The sequence below is a fragment of the Pacificibacter marinus genome (assembly GCF_018860505.1).
Classification (GTDB): Bacteria; Pseudomonadota; Alphaproteobacteria; order Rhodobacterales; family Rhodobacteraceae; genus Celeribacter; species Celeribacter marinus_B.
The window spans coordinates 200,704-218,763 of the sequence record NZ_JAHKPU010000032.1 but is presented as its reverse complement, the minus strand read 5'-3'; the positions used below and the strand labels follow the sequence as shown (position 1 = coordinate 218,763).

Sequence of the window (18,060 nt, the reverse complement as noted above, 5' to 3'; positions counted from 1 at the left end):
GGGAATGATAAACCCGTGCCAACTCACCAGAAGAGACAGAGACCATGAACCTATTCGCCGATATCCGCGCCCTTGTCATCAATAGCCTCACTGAATTGACCGCCGAGGGCTTGCTGCCTGACGGTCTGTCCTTTGACAATGTCGCTGTTGAGCCACCACGCGATGCGTTGCACGGTGATATGGCGACCAATGCGGCGATGGTTTTGGCCAAACCAGCCAAGTCCAACCCGCGTGCCATCGCGCAGGCTTTGGCGGATAAATTGTCTGCGGACCCGCGTATTGACACTGTGGATGTGGCGGGCCCTGGGTTTATCAATTTGCGCCTGAGCAAAAACATCTGGGGTGGGTTGGTGACCTCTATTTTGACCGATACGGCATTCGGCAAAAGCGCGCTTGGCGCCGGCAAAAAAGTCAATGTTGAATATGTGTCCGCCAACCCGACGGGGCCTATGCACGTAGGACACACACGCGGTGCTGTCTTCGGGGACGCTTTGGCGAGCCTTTTAGATTATGCTGGCTATGACGTGACCCGCGAATATTACATCAACGATGGTGGCGGGCAGGTGGATACCTTGGCGCGCTCTGTTTATGAACGCTACCGTGAGGCCAACGGTCTGTCGCCTGAGATCGCCGAAGGTCTGTACCCTGGTGATTACTTGGTGCCAGTCGGGCAAGCCTTGAAAGAAAAATACGGCGACAGCCTGCTGGGCAAACCTGAATCAGACTGGCTGGCCGATTTCCGTTTATTTTCAACCGACGCGATGATGGATATGATCCGTGCGGATTTGGCGATGCTTGGCGTCAAGATGGACAACTTTTTCTCTGAAAAGGCGCTGTATGATACAGGTCTGATCGAGAGCGCTATCGCTGAGTTGAAAGACAAAGGCTTGATCTATCGCGGCACGCTTGAGCCGCCAAAAGGCCAGATGCCAGACGATTGGGAGCCCCGCGAACAAACTCTGTTTAAATCCACAGACCACGGCGATGATGTGGATCGCGCAATTCAAAAATCTGATGGCGCTTGGACCTATTTCGCGCCTGATATTGCCTATCATTATGATAAGGTGCAGCGCGGCTATGATGAGATCATTGATATCTTTGGCGCGGATCACGGCGGTTATGTCAAACGGATGAAAGCGGCTGTGTCGGCTTTGTCTGATGGCAAAGTGGCCTGCGACATCAAGCTTGTGCAACTTGTGAAACTGTTCAAAAACGGCGCAGAATTCAAAATGTCCAAACGGGCAGGGACGTTCGTGACCTTGAATGATGTGGTCGAGCAAGCTGGAAAAGATGTGACCCGTTTCATCATGTTGACACGCAAAAACGACGCTTCGCTTGATTTCGATTTTGACAAGGTTCTGGAACAATCCAAAGACAACCCTGTGTTCTACGTTCAATATGCGCACGCGCGGGTCTGTTCTGTATTGCGCAAGGCCGAGGCCGCTGGCGTGGTTTTGACGGATACACCACAGTTTGATGATCCAGCTGAAATCACATTGGCACGCAAATTGGCTGATTGGCCGCGCCAGGTTGAAATCGCGGCAAAATCACATGAACCGCACCGTATTGCGTTTTACTTGTACGAATTGGCATCAGATTTCCACGCGCTGTGGAATAAGGGCAATGACAAGCCGGAACTGCGCTTTTTGCAAGATGACCTAAATGCATCATCGGCAAAAATTGCCCTGCCACGGGCCGTTGCCGTTGTTATTTCTGCAGGATTGGGTATTCTAGGCGTAACGCCGGCACAAGAGATGCGTTAAAAATAAGCACCTGTGCCGGAAATCGGGGGAATGAATTGGGACGTTAGTTTCCAAAATTCTCCAAGAGCAGACGATAACCCGTTGTTTAAAAGCGGGAAGCGGTAGAGGCAAAGATATGGCGCAGACCTATTCAGCGCGCACGCAGCAGGGCTATGCCCCGCAGGCGGACGCTTATTCAACGGGCACGCAAGCTGGCACGCATATGGGCCAGTACCCCTCATATGATCAATACGGCAATGATCACTTTGGTGATCCTCAGCCACAGGTTTACGCACAAGAGCACGCTGCTTACGGTTATGAGCAAGCTTCTCCTGTACCGCAGCCTGCTTATACTTACGACGCTTCTGGGCGTGGATTTGCCACGGACGGCACGCCGCTGCGCCCCAAACTTGGGGTTGCGCAATGGGGCGGGGCGGCTGTGTCTTTGGCACTTATCTTTGGTTTGGGCATTTGGGGCTATAATTTGATGGCCCGAGATGTTTCTGGTGTGCCTGTGATCCGCGACATGTCTGGCAGCGCGCGTTTGGTACCTGAAAACCCTGGTGGTCAACTGGCGATGCACCAAGGCCTATCTGTCAACTCTGTGACGGCAGACGGATCGGCGGGTGCGCCCGCGGATACTTTGACTCTGGCACCGCGTCCGATGGCTTTGACTGACGAAGACCGCCCCATGGGCGACAGTGTGACAATCGTGTCCAATTATCAACCAGACAACGCCTACACCCAGCCGGCAGATCCTTTACCAGTTCTCGCCCCGTTGTCGGCTGAAGTGGTTGTGCCTGATCCTATCGTGCCTGAGCCGCTTGAGCTGTCCAATGTTGAACCTGTGGCGGCGGATGCAAACGTTGAATTGGACGTTTTGGCCTCTGAGGCGGGCGCATTCACACGCTCACCTGTGCCAAAAGCACGCCCCGTTCGTTTGGCCGCAGTGGCTGCGACAGATGCAACTGCGTCTGCTGTAGTTTCGGACGCGAGTTTGAACAATGTGGCTGGCGATATCTTGGCGGCTCTGGGGTCAGAAGGCGAAGTGCCCACGTCGCAGGTGGCTGTTGGCACGCCTTTGGTTCAGTTCGGTGCGTTCCAAAACGAAGACATTGCACGGGCCGAATGGGATCGTCTGGTGTCGAAGTTTGATGCTTTGATGAAAGATAAAACCCGCATCATTGAAGCAGCCGAATCCGGTGGCCGCACATTTTATCGTCTGCGTGCCCTTGGCTTTGCTGACGCGGCGGACAGCAACCGGTTCTGTGCGGCTTTGACCGCAAGCAATGCGGCCTGTGTGCCCGCGCGCCAACGCTAACGGTCGCTGATGGGGCAGGGTGCTTATATCTTTGGCTGCGAGGGCTTGACGCTTTCGCCGCTTGAGGCACAGTTTTTCCGCGATGCAAACCCTTGGGGGTTCATTCTATTCGCACGAAATGTTGAGACGAAAGAACAGCTAAGTCGTCTAGCGAATGATTTGCGCGCCTCAGTGGGCTGGCACGCGCCGATCTTGATCGACCAAGAAGGCGGGCGCGTCCAACGCATGCGCGGCCCGATTTGGCGTGAATTTGAACCGCCGCTTGATGATATCTTGTCAAAATCTGATCCTAAACGCGCCATGTGGTTGCGTGGGCGTTTGATTGCCGATGATCTTTTGAGCGTGGGTATCGATGTGAATTGCGCACCAACCTTGGATGTGGCCAATGATCTGACGCATCCGTTTTTACGCAATCGTTGTTATGGTACAGATCCTGTTACAGTGGCCGACATGGGCCGCGCGATGGTGGACGGAATGGCCGCTGGTGGTGTGGCTGCGGTGATGAAACACATCCCAGGGCATGGGCGCGGTACGGCGGACAGTCACAAAAACCTGCCGCGTGTATCTGCCTCTAAGGCGGAACTTGAGATCGATTTCGCGCCCTTTAAAGCCTTGAATGATCTGTCTATGGGGATGTCTGCGCATATTGTTATGGAGGCGATTGATCCGAACCATCCGGCCACGCAAAGCCCTGCCTGTATTGATGTGATCCGCAACGAGATTGGCTTTGGCGGTTTGCTCATGACGGATGATCTGTCTATGCAAGCGCTAAAGGGAAACGTGTTTGAACGCGGTGACAAAGCGCTTGAGGCGGGATGTGATATCGTGCTGCATTGCAATGGTGATTTGATTGAGATGCAAAGTGTTGCTGAACTTGGTGCTATGACCGATAGGGCGCAGAAACGTGCAGATTCTGCCGCCGCCGCGCGCCCTCCAGAACCATGCTCAAAGACACAGACCATTGACATTAAGGGGCTGGAAGCTGAATTTCAGTCTCTATAAGCGTTTTCGATCAACTGGAGCCTGTCTGCGCCCATGCCACAAGACGATCAATTTGAACTGAGCGAAGTGCTGAGTGTCGAGGAACGGCTTGCCGCCGAGGCCTTGATCGTCGACGTGGACGGTTTTGAGGGGCCGCTGGATTTGCTGCTGACCCTGTCGCGCACGCAAAAGGTCGATCTGCGCACCATTTCGATTTTGCAGCTCGCGCATCAATATTTGGCCTTTGTTGAAAAAGCCAAAGAGTTGCGTATCGAACTGGCGGCTGATTACTTGGTGATGGCCGCATGGCTGGCCTTTTTGAAATCGCGCTTGTTATTGCCGCCTGATCCGACAGATGAAGGCCCGTCAGGCGAAGAGCTTGCCGCACATCTGGCATTTCAATTGGCGCGACTGTCGGCCATGCGCGAGGCGGCGGCAAAATTGATGGCGCGAGACCAAAAGAACCGTGATTTTTTTGTACGGGGTGTGCCTGAAACCATGGATCGCGTGCGCAATGTCACTTATACGGCGTCGCTGTTGGATTTGATGCAAGGCTACGCGCGCATTCGTACCAAGGATGAATTTCGCCCGTTTGTCTTGGATCGCGAGTCTATTTTGTCGATGGAACAAGCGCTTGAGCGGATGCGGGGGCTGATTTCATTTGCGGGCGACTGGACCGATTTGTCGTCTTATTTACCCGAAGGCTGGGAACTCGATCCTAAAAAACGCCGCTCCGCCACCGCTGCCACTTTTGCTGCGTCGCTGGAACTTGCAAAGGCGGGCAAGATCGAAATCCGCCAAGGCGACACTTTCGCCCCTATTCAAATTAGAAGCGTGAACAACAGATGAGCCAAGATCTCACAAACGATGTCTCCGAAGACGCAACACAGGACCAAGTCCCGCGCGAAAGCCTGTTTGAGGCACCGCCTTTGGCCGAACAAGAGCGTATGGTCGAAGCGGTGCTGTTTGGCTCTGCTGATCCTGTCAGCATTGCCGATTTGACCGCACGTATGCCGCATGGATGTGATCCAAAAATTGCTGTCGAACAGTTGCAACGTCGCTACGAAGGGCGGGGCGTGCGCGTGGTGCGCGTGAACGAGGCTTGGGCCATTCGCACGGCACCTGATCTTGGGTTCTTGATGCAAAAGGAAATTGTCGAGACGCGCAAACTGTCGCGTGCCGCAGTTGAGACTTTGGCGATCATTGCCTATCATCAACCTTGCACGCGTGCTGAAATCGAAGAAATTCGTGGCGTGTCCGTGTCTCGCGGGACGATCGATCAACTGATCGAGATGGAATGGATCAGGTTCGGACGCAGACGTATGACGCCGGGACGCCCTGTGACTTATATCGTGACGCCCAATTTTTTGGACCACTTTGGTCTTGAGAGTGCGCGTGACTTACCGGGGCTGAAAGAGCTGCGCGCCGCAGGGCTTTTGGAAAGTCGGCCAATGCCTGATATAGGAGGCATGTCTGAGGAAGACATCGACGAGCAAGATGATTTGTTCGAAGATGAAAGTTAAAATCAGGGCCTGTAGATTCAACGCCATCTTTATGGCGTATTGCCCGTGTAAAGACCTTTAAAACAGACCAGAAGTGCTATCTTTGCACAGTGGTGTGAAACAAACGGAGTGGCAGATGAATATCGAACGTCTTTTGAATATGGTGATCAACCAAGTGATGCGCCGTCTTGTCAATAAAGGCATTGGTGCTGGTATCAGCGCAGTGACAAAGGGGCGTGGCGCAGACCAACAGAACACACAAGCGAACACGCCTGCCGATATTGAACAACAACAAGCGGCCAAATTGGCTGCTAAGCGTGCGCGCCAAGCAGCAAAGATTGGTCGGCGTCTTTAAGGCCTTTATACCCAAGGTTTGAAATCGCAAACTGCGAATATAAGCGATCTTTTGCCTGTTTGACGGCGGGGGATTCTAGTATCCCAGACGTTTACGCTTTGTTAACTTTTTGACTGCACTGATCTCATATTGCTTTGTGAGTTTAGTCTTAATGTGGAGCTGTGGTCAAAATGTTATGTGTGAAAGGCGACCTTTAATGAGGCGCATGGGAAAACTCATATTCGGATTTGATCACGTTGGATCTGTCGGGTTTGGACCTGCGCTTGTGGCGCTGAAACTCCAAAAATTTTTGGTAACTTTGGGCGCAGCTGGAACCATCGGTTTGGTTTTCTTTCTCAACGCAGATGTGCACTTTATGCCGACTGTTTTAAACGCGAACGAGATGCATGGACTGACCTCTATGTGTTTGGTATTGCTGGCTCTTTCTGTGATGGGGCGACGGGGCTTTCGCAAGCCGACACATATGCGTGACATGGTTTTCGCGCTGATCGCCAGTCTTGCAGCTTTGCGCATTTACGAGGCGATCTTTTGGAACAGTTTGATGTTTTCATCAGGTGTTGACGCCCTATTAGGATTGACCTCTGATCAACATATTCCGATGGGGCTGAATACGGCAGTCAGCTTGTTTTTACTGAGCACAGGGGCCTTCATGCGGCACCGCGCGCCATCACTCTCCATCGTGATGATTTTGACAGGGCTGGTCTTTCCAAGCGTGTCGGCCTTGGGGTTTTCATATCAGCACCAAGGCCTGTATGGGCAAATGTCCTTAGCGACGACTGTGCTTTTGTTGACGCTTGGGGGTGCTGAGCTATTGTTGTTCGTGCGTTCGCCATTGCTTCGGCATTTTTTAACCACGTCGTCTTGGGGGCGTATGGCGCGGTTGCAATTGCTTATCGTCATCTGTGGTGCTTGGCTTATTGGTATTCTGGCTACTCGTTCTGATTTTGATGGCGCAGCTGAAGTTGTTGTTGGTGGTGTGATTTGGTTGTTTTTGGTGACAATGCTGATCACGGGGCCTCTGTTTGAACGCGTTGACCGCGACCGGCGTGCATTGGAACGTGAGTTGACGCGAAAGGCGAATATCGATCCGCTTACCGGTCTGTTGAATCGGCGCGCTGTACGTGAAATGCAGCTTTTGGGTCCCACCGGAAACGATGAAGGGCGCGTGCCTAAAGTGGATTACATTGGGGTTATTATGGCCGATGTCGATATGTTTAAACGTATCAATGATATCGCGGGGCATTGTGAAGGGGATAAGGTGCTGCGCAACATCGCGCGGGTGTTGCGCGAACGTGTGCGTGGCCTTGATGTGGTTGCGCGTTGGGGGGGCGAAGAATTTTTGATCCTTTTACCTGACTTGCCCCATGATAAGGCGATGGAGGTGGCCCAAGTGTTACGCGTCGCCGTGGCAACCAACGTCACATGGTCAAACAATGGGCAGCCTGAGCCTGTGACATTGTCAATCGGTGTGACGGCTATAAATGAAAAATCTGGTAAAACGCTTGAGGTGGCCCTGCAAGATGCCGACCATGCGCTTTATGTGGCCAAATCCCGTGGGCGAAATCGCGTGATTCTTTACGGAGATTTGTCGCAACCAATCTCGCAAGACGTGGCCAGTGATGTGTTGTTAAGCCGTGCAATTCATTAACGAATAGGCCAATTTAACACTGTGCACAGACCACGCCACAGGTTTTATGCCTGTTGGGCGCGATGGTTTTGTGCGCGATGGCTTAGGCTGGTGATTTGAAATGTTTGGACAGCTTCAAGCCTTGCCCTTGGTAATTCGACGCCAAATCCGCACCATACAATCGCTCTGGCACCTCATTCATCCGCTCATAAACCAAGCGACCGACAATTTGCCCGTGTTCCAAAACAAAGGGCGCCTCGTGGCAGCGGACTTCCAAAACGCCGCGCGACCCTGCACCCCCGGCATTTTCGTGGCCAAAGCCGGGATCAAAAAAGCCGGCGTAATGCACGCGAAATTCGCCAACCATCGCCAAATATGGCGCCATCTCAGCCGCCATTTCTGGTGGGATATGGACAGCTTCACGGCTAACCAGAATATAAAATGCGCCGGGGTCCAAAATGATCCGCCCGTCTTTGGTATGGATCGGTTCCCAATAGTCGGCAGGATCATAATATCCGATGTTATCAAGGTCGATCACGCCTGTGTGTGGTTTGGCGCGGTAACCAACGAGATCGCCCTCAAGAGGGCGCAGATCGACGGAAAATCCGAGACCTTGATCGATCACCGCTTCACCGTCTACGAGCGGACTTTTCATGTGCAGATCGTGCAGTTCTGGATCACTCAGAACCGCTTGGCCTTCACGAAAGCGAATTTGATTAAGGCGCATGCCGGGGCGCACAAGAACTGAAAACGACCGAGGGCAAATTTCAGCAAACAGCGGCCCTGTGTAACCCGGTGCAATGCGGTCAAATTCGACACCCTCATCAGTGATCAGGCGGGTCAACAGATCAAGGCGTCCTGTGGAGCTCTTCGCGTTTGCTACGGCCTGTACGGTGTTAGGTAGATCCAAGCTTTCCATCAAAGGCACGACATAGACACAGCCTTTTTCCAAAACGGCGCCATCGGTCAAGTCGATCTGATGCATTTCGAATTCGGACAGGCGATCGGCAACAGAATTGCCCGCGCCGGCCAAAAACGAGGCCCGCACGCGCCATGCGCGATTACCAAGACGCAAATCCAATGAGGCGGGTTGAATCTGTTCAGGAATGACAGAGGGTGCAGCCGATATTGCCCCGTTTTCGATCATGTTTTGAATTGCTTGATCCGCGAGTACGCCCATCATTTATCCCAATCTCTGCCGTCTTTGAGTGTTCTTGTGCTTAACGCAAAAATGCCCGCTGCGATAGTCGCAAGCGGGCATTTTTGTGGGGTTTAGTGGTCGGGCTAGCAGGACTCGAACCTGCGACCTTCCGTCCCCCAGACGGACGCGCTACCAGGCTGCGCTATAGCCCGAACTGTCGCCTTTCTAAGGATTTTGTCAGGCGGGGCAAGCGCGAAATGACCATTTACATGCCGCACTTGTTGAATTTTGTCGCAAAGGCCTATCCAGCTTGCGAGAGTTTGATTTTGAGTGCCATCGCGCGGTCAAAAATAGCTTGAACATGCTTTGCATCGGCCATTTGCAATGCGTCTTTGTTGAGGCGCCCAACGACGCCATCGGGCAGGTTAAGCCCCAAGGCGTCATCCTCTAAATCATCAGGAATCGTTTCCATTGCAATAGGTTGGACGTGATCTTGCGGAGTGTCGGCAATCGGCTCAAGGGATGCGTCTTCATATGCTGCCTTGTCCTGAGGCTCTGGCAGGTCAGAAGGGGCAAGCGGCGCATCAGCATCATCAACGTGAGTGCCTGTCGCAGTGATCACAACGTCATCATTGACTGGCTCAACAGCCGCAACATCTTCGATATTTGGAACAATCGTTTCTGTTGGATCTACCTCAAAATCAGTGGCTGCGGGGATATCGGCAAAAGTCTCTGATGACAGGTTATTTTCCGCGACATCACGGGCCGTATCCACGTCATCAGTGGTGTACTCCGCTGCTGGTGCAGGCTGGTCTTCTCCCTCAGGGGCAGATCCGATCATCGGCTCAGGTACAACCGTGTCAGTTTCGAACGGGCTTATGATATGTGCGACGTGATCTTGCGCAGGTTCTAAGTTCTCTGTCTCTGATCCGACGGTTGGGATGGGAGCTGTTTCTTCAGCGCCGTCTTCTTCTTCGTCATCATTCGTGTCTGGGGCAGTGTCAGGGTTTGACAAGGCCTCTTGCAATGCCGTTTCGAAAGCTGCGTCGTCGATAAGTGGGGCCGCCACAGGTGCTTCGACTGCATCAGATTCTGTTTCAAATCCGAAATCAAAGGTGACCTGTGCAGGGGCAGCAGTCGGTACATCCTGCGCGGTCTCATCGTCAAGCGTGGGACGTTCTGCTTTGATTGGTGTCGCTTCAACTGAGGCTTCAAGCGGTGCAGCAGAAGATGGCGCTTTGGGGGCCGATTGTGCAGGAACATCCGGTCTGGAGAACGGAATAATTCTTTCTTCTGGCGTCTCTGGTACCTGATCAAATGCGCCGGTTGGCACGTTTTCGGCCATTGGGGCTGCGGGCACAGGGCCTATAGATTCGCGCAACGGCGCAACGGGATCAACACCATCGATTTGTGGAGACATCGACGCAACATAACGCACACCATGTTCGCGCAGCAGTTTTTGAACGCCGCGAATGGTCATACCATCGTCGTGAAGAAGCTTTTTAATGCCACCGAGAAGCACCATGTCGGACGGGCGGTAATACCGGCGTCCGCCTGCGCGTTTGACGGGTTTGACTTGTGAAAAGCGACTTTCCCAGAAACGCAAAACATGCGCGGGCGTACCGAGCCAATCGGCAACTTCGCTGATCGTACGAAAAGCGTCGGGCGATTTATTCATTTAACAACAGTGCCTTAGCTTTTGTTGCCGTCTGCGACACGGTCTTTCATGAGGTGGGATGGGCGAAAGGTCATCACGCGACGCGCTGGAATGGGCGCTTCATCACCGGTTTTGGGATTGCGGCCAACACGGGCAGATTTGGCCCGAACCGAAAAGGTGCCAAAGGATGAAATTTTAACTGTTTCCCCTTTAACGAGGGCGTCTGACATATGCTGCAACACGCTTTCAACAAGCTGTGCAGATTCATTGCGGCTGAGGCCCACTTCACGAAAAACGGATTCGCTTAGGTCCATACGTGTCAAAGTCTTGCTCATAATTGTCCCCCAAGGTTGATTTGAAATAACAGTGGCAGGTCGCAAAGCATCCGTCAATATCAATGACTTGGGCAGCACCGTTCAGGTGCAAAATAGCGCATTGCGTGAATGGCGGTTCTTACCAGCGTAGAACGACAGCGCCCCATGCAAGACCGCCACCGATGGCCTCTGCCACGCAGATGTCGCCTTGCTTGATTTGACCGCGCGCTTTTCCGACTGACATAGCCAAAGGAATGGACGCCGCAGACGTATTGCCATGGTCTTGCACTGTGACAACGATTTTATCCATGGATAGGCCCAGCTTTTTGGCGGTGCCTTCGATGATACGAATATTGGCTTGGTGCGGCACAACCCAATCGATGTCGGCGGCTATTATACCGGCTTTGTCCATAGCCGTTTCAGCGGTAGAGGCGAGTTTCGAGACCGCTTGGCGAAATAAAGCATTGCCCTGCATACGCAATTTACCTGACTCGCCCGTGGTGGACACGCCGCCATCAACGTAAAGCATGTCGCGATAATTGCCGTCAGAATTCAGATCTACAGAGAGAATGCCACGATCCTCGGAGGTGCCAGTGCCCTCTTGCGCCTCAAGTACAAGCGCGCCAGCGCCATCGCCGAACAAGACGCAGGTGGACCGATCTGTCCAATCCATGATGCGGCTAAAGGTTTCAGCCCCGATCACTAAAATGCGTTTGGCTTGACCTGATACAATTTGCGCGTTGGCGTTGGACAGGGCGTAGACGAACCCAGCGCAAACCGCCTGCACATCAAAGGCAAAGCCTTTGGTCATGCCCAGCTCTTTTTGGATCATCGTGCCCACAGACGGGAAGGTGAGGTCTGGGGTTGAGGTGGCGACGATGATCGTATCGATGTCATCCGCCTCTAAACCTGCATCATTGAGGGCCGCGCGGGCCGCATGGGCGCCCAATTGTGACGTGGTTTCGCCCTCGGCGGCAAAGTGGCGACGCTCGATGCCTGAGCGGGTGCGAATCCATTCATCCGAGGTGTCTAGGGTTGCCTCAAATTCCGAATTTGGCACCACACGCTCGGGAAGATAATGGCCTACACCTTTGATAACTGCCCGAACGGTCATAGCGTCTGCTCACATTTGTTATTTGTTATTGGTCAGTTTGCGCTGCGGCTGCGGCGGATGCAACCCGCGCTGCCAAGCGGTCAGAAAAGCCAGATGCTGCCAATTCATAGGCCAGTTTAATCGCGGCTGAGACGCCCGTAGCATCTGCAGACCCATGCGATTTCACGACAGTTCCGCGTAAACCAAGAAAAACACCACCATTCACACGGCGGGGATCGATTCGTTTTTGCAGGCGACGCAAAGAGGTCAAAGCGAGCAGGGCGGCGATGCGCGACAAGGGCGTGGCCTTGAACGCTTCTTTAAGGAAATCGCCAACAAGTTTCGCGGTGCCTTCGCCAGTTTTCAAAGCGATATTGCCGGTGAAACCATCGGTGACAATGACGTCAACGCGGTCGCCTGGAATATCGCCGCCTTCAACGAAACCCTCATATTGGAACCCGCCAATGCCTGCCGCCTTTAAGATCAACTCTTGCGCGTCTTTGAGTTCTGCGCGGCCTTTGTGGTCTTCTGTGCCGACGTTCAGCAAGCCGATCCGCGGGTTTTCCAACCCAAGGCCATTGCGCGCATAAGAGGCGCCCATCATTGCGTATTGCAGCAGATCGCGTGCATCAGCACGGATGTCTGCACCAACATCCAGCATCACGTTGAACCCTTGCGGGTTGCGTGACGGCCACAGACAGGCAATCGCGGGGCGGTTGACGCCCTCGATCTTGCGCAGGCGGATCATTGATGTCGCCATCAACGCGCCTGTGTTGCCACAAGACACGATAGCCTGTGCTTCGCCATTTTTGACCGCATCAATGGCAGAGCGCATAGATGTGTCAGACCGACGCATGGCCTGCGATGGCTTTTCGTCCATAGAAACAACGCCTTGCACATCACGTATTTCGACGCGACCCTCAAGACGTTTGTGTTTTTTGACGAGTTTTTTCAGCACAGCCGCATCACCATGAATGATGAAGTTCACGCTGTCATTTTTAGATGCAGAACGCGAAATACCGGCAACAATGGCTGCCGGTCCACGATCTCCGCCCATAGCGTCGATAGATAAAGTGACCTGAGTGCCAGCGAGAGCGCCCAGACGCCCCATGACCTTATCCGCATCTTCGGGTGTAGCCGAAGGGGCCTCGGTGGGGTTCTGTGCACTCATGCTGATACTCTATTGATCGCGCTTATGCAGCGTCTTCGTCGTAATCGATGTCGTCTGCTTGCGCGACAACTTCACGATCAGCGTAGTGACCACATGCGCCACAAACGTGGTGCGGGCGTTTCAGCTCGCCACAGTTTGGGCATTCTGCTGGGTTGCCTGCAACCAATGAATCATGTGAACGACGTTGGCCGCCGCGTGAACGTGTAATCTTACTCTTTGGGACTGCCATTGGCACAACCTCGAATTTATGGGGGCAAGCGCCCCGAACTGTGGGGCGTCGCCCCTGAATTAATCGGCAATCCGGCATCATTTTGCGTGATGCAAAACGGTCGAACCCCAACATGCAATTGAGGCCGGGAACATACTGAGAAATGCGTATGTTGCAAGGCCTTTGTTTGCTGCGAATTGATGGCCCGTCTTAGTCGCCTTTTTCCAGCTTGTCACGTAGGCTTTTCAATGAAGCGAAAGGTTTTGTGTCTTCATCTGTCATTGCATCACTGCCTTCTTGTGTAAATTGGGTCTCTGACAGCTCTGCATCGGGTGCGCGGGGATAATCAGGCAAAGCCAAGGCCAAGGCTTCAGAGGCGACATCTCGCAATGAGAGCGATACGGGAATCGGCTCAACAGTGTCATCTTCGGGCACTTCGATCTCAGATTCGTTTTCGGCGGTGGCCAAAGCAGGATCATTGAAGTCAGCGGTATAAAGCCGCTCTACAAAAACATCGACGCGGGTGGTCACAGGTTCAAGTGTGGCCACGCAGGCCTGCGATGCGGTGGCGCCGAGTTTGGCTTTGAGATGCCAGTCGCGTTTGGAAGCTGGGGCAAAGCTGCCTTCAAATCGCAGTTTTTTAAGACCAAGCAGACCAAGGTCGTCGCGCAAGGCCTTTAATTGCGCCGCGTCTGGCACCAAGGTGAAGCTGTGCTCCCGTGTGCTAGACAGATCGGAGAGGCGAATAGATGCGCCCCAAGTGTTTAGGCTGATTTTCGTACCATCTTTAGACATGGATGCGTTCTCCTTGATCGTCGCGCGGTGGTCGTATAAGCCGATTAAAAGGCAAGACGGCACAACGCAAGAGGGGCTTATGCTCAAAATGACCAAGATCGACCGGACGACATCATGGATTGGCCGCATGGCAAAGGGCGCTTTGATGCTTGTGGGGGTTTGCGCATTAAGTGCTTGTGTCTCACAGTTTCGCCATCATGGCTATATGCCGTCTGACGACACGTTGGCCGAAATCGTTGTGGGACGCGATACAAAAGAAACCGTACGCGAAGTGGTTGGTACGCCGCAGGCTGAGGGCATATTAGAGGATTCGGGCTGGTACTATGTGCGCTCCAAATTTCAACATCTAGGCGCATTCGAGCCAAAAGAAATTGATCGCCAAGTCTTAGCTATTTCATTCAACGATCGCGGTGTTGTGACAAATGTGGAACGTTTTGGCTTGGAAAACGGGCGCGTGATTGCTTTGTCGCGTCGTGTGACGACCTCGAATGTGCAGGGCACAACGTTCTTGAGCCAGCTGTTCAGCAATTTGGGGCGTGTCTCTGCGGATCAGCTGCTTCAATAACAGGTTTCAGCGTTTTGATATGAAAGCGGCGGCCCGAACAGGCCGCCGTTTTTCGTTTTAGCCGTGATGTTTCCGTTCAATCGTCTTGGCTTGCGTTGTCACTGGGTTCGAACAGCAGCGCCACACCATTGATACAGTAGCGGCGCCCTGTAGGTTTGGGGCCATCTGGAAAAACATGTCCCAAATGTGCACCACAATCGTCGCAATGCACCTCTGTGCGGATCATCCCGTGGCTGGTGTCATGCGTTTCGCCGACAGGCGCATCGTCTTTTGCAGCGTAAAAGGCTGGCCAACCGCAGTGACTTTCATATTTTGTGTCTTGGGTGAACAGTTCTGCCCCGCAACACACACAATGAAATGTACCTGGCTCTTTTGGAAATCCGGGGTGTGAATACGCGCGCTCTGTGCCCTGTTCGCGGGTGACACGGTAGGCGTCGGGGTCTAAAACCTGTTTCCATTCGGCGTCAGATTTGTTGACCTTTGGGGTGTCGAGTGGTGTGTCGGACATGAGGTCTCCTGAATAATAAGTGTGCGTGTTGCTTTAAACTTAGTATCTTTTGCCAAAACCACCAGCGCGTAGGGATATCACATGGCGTCAAACTTTTGTCATACCTTGTAGGCTACTCTTAAGACACCCATAGTTAAATCATACCGCGACATGCGGATTATACAAAAAGGCCGACCCATGTTGAATTTGCGCAAATCACGGTACACTGTCCGCATCGCCAATGACCGAGAAGACATCGCAGCCGCTCAGCGCTTGCGGTACATGGCGTTCGTGTCCGAGGCAGGCGCGCAGTTGCGCGAAGACGGATTGGACGCGGATGATTTTGACGCGTTGTGCCACCATGTTTTGATTGAAGACCGCAAATCTGGCCAGCTTGTCTGCTGTTTTCGGTTTTTGGACCTCAAAGACGGTGGCGATATCGGCAAAAGCTATTCCGCGCAGTATTATGGTTTGGATAAGCTTGCCACTTACAAGGGCCGGATGGTCGAGATGGGGCGTTTTTGTGTGCATCCTGAATGGCGCGATGCCGATATTTTGCGCGTCGCTTGGGGGGCTATGACCACCTATGTCGATGATAACGCCGTGGATATGCTGTTTGGGTGTTCGTCGTTTCATGGCACTGATTGGGCGGTGCATGCCGATGCTTTGGCGATGCTCAAACACCGTCATTTGGGACCAAAAGGCCTTTTACCCCATGTCAAAGCGCCCAATGTGTTTAAATTTGCCGCGCGCTTGCGACGCAAACCCAACGCGAAACGCGCCGCTTTGGCGATGCCGCCGCTGTTGAAGACCTATTTGATGATGGGCGGCTGGGTGTCTGATCACGCTGTGGTGGATCGCGATCTTGGCACCATGCATGTGTTCACGGGTGTGGAAATCAGTGCGATTCCACCTGCGCGCAAAAAACTGCTGCGCGCTGTTGCGGGATGATGGCGAGTGTTTCCACTGTGGCGAACTGATGCCATTGTTTAAAGCGGCAGGCTAAAACAGGTCAGCCGCGCAATCCCAGTTGACCTTTGCCAGCAAGCGCAGTAGCGGATTGCCATGGCTAGAGCACCCTTACTTCAACTTTCCGGTATTTCCCTGACATTCGGCGGCGATCCGGTATTCGACAATCTTGATCTTGTGGTTCAACAAGGCGACCGTGTCGCTTTAGTGGGGCGAAACGGATCGGGGAAATCCACCTTGATGAAAGTCATGGCCGGACTGATGGAGGCCGACAAAGGCACCCGCGTCCTTGGGCCTGGCACCACGGTGGGCTACATGGAACAAGAGCCTAAGATGGATGGCTTCACCACTTTAGGTGAATTTGCCGCCTCTCAGCTTGATCCAATGGAAAGCTATAAGGTCGACATGGTCGCCGAAGGGTTGAAGTTCAATCCAGAAGGCTTGATCGCGACCGCATCAGGGGGCGAACGCCGTCGTGCGGCTTTGGCCAAATTGCTGGCAGAAGCACCTGAATTGATGTTGCTGGACGAACCGACCAACCACTTGGACGTTCAAGCCATCGCATGGCTCGAAGAAGAATTGAAAACCACCCGCACGGCTTACGTGATCATTTCACACGATAGGGCGTTTTTGAACCGTTTGACCAAGGCGACGCTTTGGGTGGATCGCGGTCAAGTGCGCCGCCAAGAAGAAGGCTTTGCCGCCTTTGAAGCATGGCGTGATAAGCTGTGGGAAGAAGAAGACGAGCAGCGCCATAAGTTGAACCGCAAGATCAAGGCCGAGGCCCGTTGGGCTGTCGAAGGAATCTCTGCGCGGCGCACACGCAACCAAGGTCGCGTGCGTGCCTTGCAAGATTTGCGGGCTGAAAAATCGGCACAGATCAATCGCCAAGGTACGGCGGCTATGGATCTGGAGGTCTCCGAAGTGTCGGGCAAACGCGTGGTCGAGGCCATCGGCGTGTCAAAATCCTTTGGCGACAAACAAATTCTCAGCAATTTTGACATCAAGATCGGCCGTGGGGATCGTATCGCCTTCGTCGGGCCGAACGGTGTTGGCAAAACCACCTTGTTGAAAATGCTGACAGGTGAAATTGAACCCGACGCGGGCGAGATCAAACTGGGCACCAAGTTGGATGTGGCGATTTTTGACCAAACCCGCAGCAATATCCGCGAGGATTTGACCCTGTGGGAAGCCTTACTGTCTGAGAAAAACCTGACCGTCTCTGGTCGAGCTGATCAAATCATGGTGCGGGGCCATCCAAAACATGTTGTTGGCTACCTGAAGGAATTCCTGTTTTCCGATTCCCAAGCGCGTGCGCCCGTATCTGCGCTGTCTGGCGGCGAAAAGGCGCGGTTGCTTTTGGCAAAAATCATGGCGAAACCGTCTAACCTATTGGTGCTCGATGAGCCGACCAATGATTTGGACATCGAAACACTGGATTTGCTGCAAGAACTTTTGACTGAGTTTTCTGGCACTGTTTTGCTGGTGTCGCACGATCGTGATTTCATCGACCGTGTCGCCACGCAAACCATCGCCATGGAAGGTGACGGGCTGGCGACTGTCTATCCGGGCGGTTGGACCGATTACCAACGCCAGCGTAAAGCCACAGCACAGAAAACGGCCACGACGGTCAATATGAAGTCCAAGCAAAAGGGATCAGCAAAACCTGTTGAACCTGCGCCTGCCGCGAAATCAAAGCTATCGTTCACTGAGAAGCACCGCCTAGAGGCGTTGCCAGCAGAGATCGAACGCATCGAAGCAGAGATCGCCAAGCTGGGCGAGCTGATGGCCGATCCAAAGCTTTTCACGGATCATCCGGTCAAATTTGCCAAAGCCACCGAAGTGCTGGCAGAGCGGCAAGCGGCCCTTGAGGCAGCTGAGGCAGAATGGATCGATTTGGAAGAACGCAACGCAGGCTGAAATCCGCTTGCGATGCGCTAAAATTGGCCGACATATTGCTCTGAAACAGCTCGAATGTGCAGCCAGTGTGAAGCCACTGTGCAGGGTTGCGTAGATCAAATTATTCTCACGGGACTGTGAACAAATTGGCTCTAGTCAATTGAAAAATAAAGTCTATCTCTCCGCCATAGACGCACAGGGCAAGACGCTCTGTGCCGATCACAATGACCTCA

General features: G+C 53.3%; 18 protein-coding genes and 1 tRNA gene. 10 read left to right on the top strand and 9 right to left on the bottom strand.

Features of this window, described 5'->3' with window-relative positions; translation table 11 throughout:
* Window positions 1-44: 44 nt before the first annotated feature.
* From argS to KO503_RS12785, 7 genes are all read left to right on the top strand, one after another.
* The gene (gene argS / locus KO503_RS12815) at window positions 45-1,763 is read left to right on the top strand and encodes an arginine--tRNA ligase (protein ID WP_215991937.1); all 1,719 of its coding nucleotides are present in this window, start codon (window positions 45-47) and stop codon (window positions 1,761-1,763) included.
* A 115-nt stretch (window positions 1,764-1,878) separates the two neighbouring features.
* The gene (locus KO503_RS12810; RefSeq protein WP_215991936.1) at window positions 1,879-3,063 is read left to right on the top strand and encodes an SPOR domain-containing protein; all 1,185 of its coding nucleotides are present in this window, start codon (window positions 1,879-1,881) and stop codon (window positions 3,061-3,063) included.
* 9 nt (window positions 3,064-3,072) lie between these two features.
* Window positions 3,073-4,065 carry a glycoside hydrolase family 3 N-terminal domain-containing protein gene (locus tag KO503_RS12805; RefSeq protein ID WP_215991935.1) on the top strand — a complete coding sequence of 331 codons (993 nt, stop codon included), beginning with the start codon at window positions 3,073-3,075 and terminating at the stop codon, window positions 4,063-4,065.
* A gap of 33 nt (window positions 4,066-4,098) precedes the next feature.
* Window positions 4,099-4,893: a segregation and condensation protein A gene (locus KO503_RS12800; RefSeq protein ID WP_215991934.1), complete on the top strand. Its 795-nt coding sequence runs from the start codon at window positions 4,099-4,101 to the stop codon at window positions 4,891-4,893.
* Window positions 4,890-5,567, top strand: a complete 678-nt coding sequence (scpB, locus tag KO503_RS12795; RefSeq protein WP_215991933.1) for an SMC-Scp complex subunit ScpB — start codon at window positions 4,890-4,892, stop codon at window positions 5,565-5,567. Before KO503_RS12800 ends, scpB begins: the two co-directional genes overlap by 4 nt.
* Before the next feature lie 115 nt (window positions 5,568-5,682).
* The gene (locus KO503_RS12790; RefSeq protein ID WP_215991932.1) at window positions 5,683-5,901 is read left to right on the top strand and encodes a hypothetical protein; all 219 of its coding nucleotides are present in this window, start codon (window positions 5,683-5,685) and stop codon (window positions 5,899-5,901) included.
* Window positions 5,902-6,106: 205 nt separating this feature from the next.
* Complete coding sequence (locus KO503_RS12785) at window positions 6,107-7,549, top strand: GGDEF domain-containing protein (RefSeq protein WP_215991931.1); 1,443 nt, start codon at window positions 6,107-6,109, stop codon at window positions 7,547-7,549.
* Window positions 7,550-7,631: 82 nt separating this feature from the next.
* On the opposite strand, the gene KO503_RS12780 is transcribed toward KO503_RS12785, so the two are convergent.
* The 8 genes from KO503_RS12780 to KO503_RS12745 all read right to left on the bottom strand — a co-directional run bounded on the left by KO503_RS12780 (window position 7,632) and on the right by KO503_RS12745 (window position 13,907).
* Window positions 7,632-8,711 (bottom strand): 2'-deoxycytidine 5'-triphosphate deaminase, encoded by a 1,080-nt coding sequence (locus KO503_RS12780; protein WP_215991930.1) that lies wholly within the window; start codon window positions 8,709-8,711, stop codon window positions 7,632-7,634.
* Window positions 8,712-8,804: 93 nt separating this feature from the next.
* Window positions 8,805-8,881, bottom strand: a tRNA-Pro gene (locus KO503_RS12775).
* 89 nt (window positions 8,882-8,970) lie between these two features.
* Window positions 8,971-10,347 carry a MerR family transcriptional regulator gene (locus tag KO503_RS12770; protein WP_215991929.1) on the bottom strand — a complete coding sequence of 459 codons (1,377 nt, stop codon included), beginning with the start codon at window positions 10,345-10,347 and terminating at the stop codon, window positions 8,971-8,973.
* Window positions 10,348-10,361: 14 nt separating this feature from the next.
* Window positions 10,362-10,664, bottom strand: coding sequence for an integration host factor subunit alpha (ihfA, locus tag KO503_RS12765; RefSeq protein ID WP_215992001.1), 303 nt, complete (start codon window positions 10,662-10,664; stop codon window positions 10,362-10,364).
* 115 nt (window positions 10,665-10,779) lie between these two features.
* Window positions 10,780-11,754 (bottom strand): beta-ketoacyl-ACP synthase III, encoded by a 975-nt coding sequence (locus KO503_RS12760; protein WP_215991928.1) that lies wholly within the window; start codon window positions 11,752-11,754, stop codon window positions 10,780-10,782.
* A 25-nt stretch (window positions 11,755-11,779) separates the two neighbouring features.
* A complete protein-coding gene (gene plsX / locus KO503_RS12755; protein WP_215992000.1) occupies window positions 11,780-12,844 on the bottom strand; it encodes a phosphate acyltransferase PlsX in 1,065 nt (354 codons plus the stop codon).
* 82 nt (window positions 12,845-12,926) lie between these two features.
* Window positions 12,927-13,133 (bottom strand): 50S ribosomal protein L32, encoded by a 207-nt coding sequence (rpmF, locus tag KO503_RS12750; RefSeq protein WP_215991927.1) that lies wholly within the window; start codon window positions 13,131-13,133, stop codon window positions 12,927-12,929.
* 189 nt (window positions 13,134-13,322) lie between these two features.
* Complete coding sequence (locus tag KO503_RS12745; RefSeq protein ID WP_215991926.1) at window positions 13,323-13,907, bottom strand: YceD family protein; 585 nt, start codon at window positions 13,905-13,907, stop codon at window positions 13,323-13,325.
* A 79-nt stretch (window positions 13,908-13,986) separates the two neighbouring features.
* Here KO503_RS12745 and KO503_RS12740 point away from each other — a divergent pair, with 79 nt between their 5' ends.
* The gene (locus tag KO503_RS12740) at window positions 13,987-14,472 is read left to right on the top strand and encodes an outer membrane protein assembly factor BamE (protein ID WP_252731067.1); all 486 of its coding nucleotides are present in this window, start codon (window positions 13,987-13,989) and stop codon (window positions 14,470-14,472) included.
* 76 nt (window positions 14,473-14,548) lie between these two features.
* On the opposite strand, the gene msrB is transcribed toward KO503_RS12740, so the two are convergent.
* Window positions 14,549-14,980, bottom strand: a complete 432-nt coding sequence (gene msrB / locus KO503_RS12735) for a peptide-methionine (R)-S-oxide reductase MsrB (protein WP_215991925.1) — start codon at window positions 14,978-14,980, stop codon at window positions 14,549-14,551.
* 177 nt (window positions 14,981-15,157) lie between these two features.
* On the opposite strand from msrB, the gene KO503_RS12730 reads away from it, so the two are divergent.
* Both KO503_RS12730 and KO503_RS12725 read left to right on the top strand, forming a co-directional pair.
* Window positions 15,158-15,910: a GNAT family N-acetyltransferase gene (locus KO503_RS12730; RefSeq protein ID WP_215991924.1), complete on the top strand. Its 753-nt coding sequence runs from the start codon at window positions 15,158-15,160 to the stop codon at window positions 15,908-15,910.
* A gap of 114 nt (window positions 15,911-16,024) precedes the next feature.
* On the top strand, window positions 16,025-17,848 hold the full coding sequence (locus tag KO503_RS12725; protein ID WP_215991923.1) for an ABC-F family ATP-binding cassette domain-containing protein: 1,824 nt from the start codon (window positions 16,025-16,027) through the stop codon (window positions 17,846-17,848).
* Window positions 17,849-18,060 lie beyond the last annotated feature (212 nt).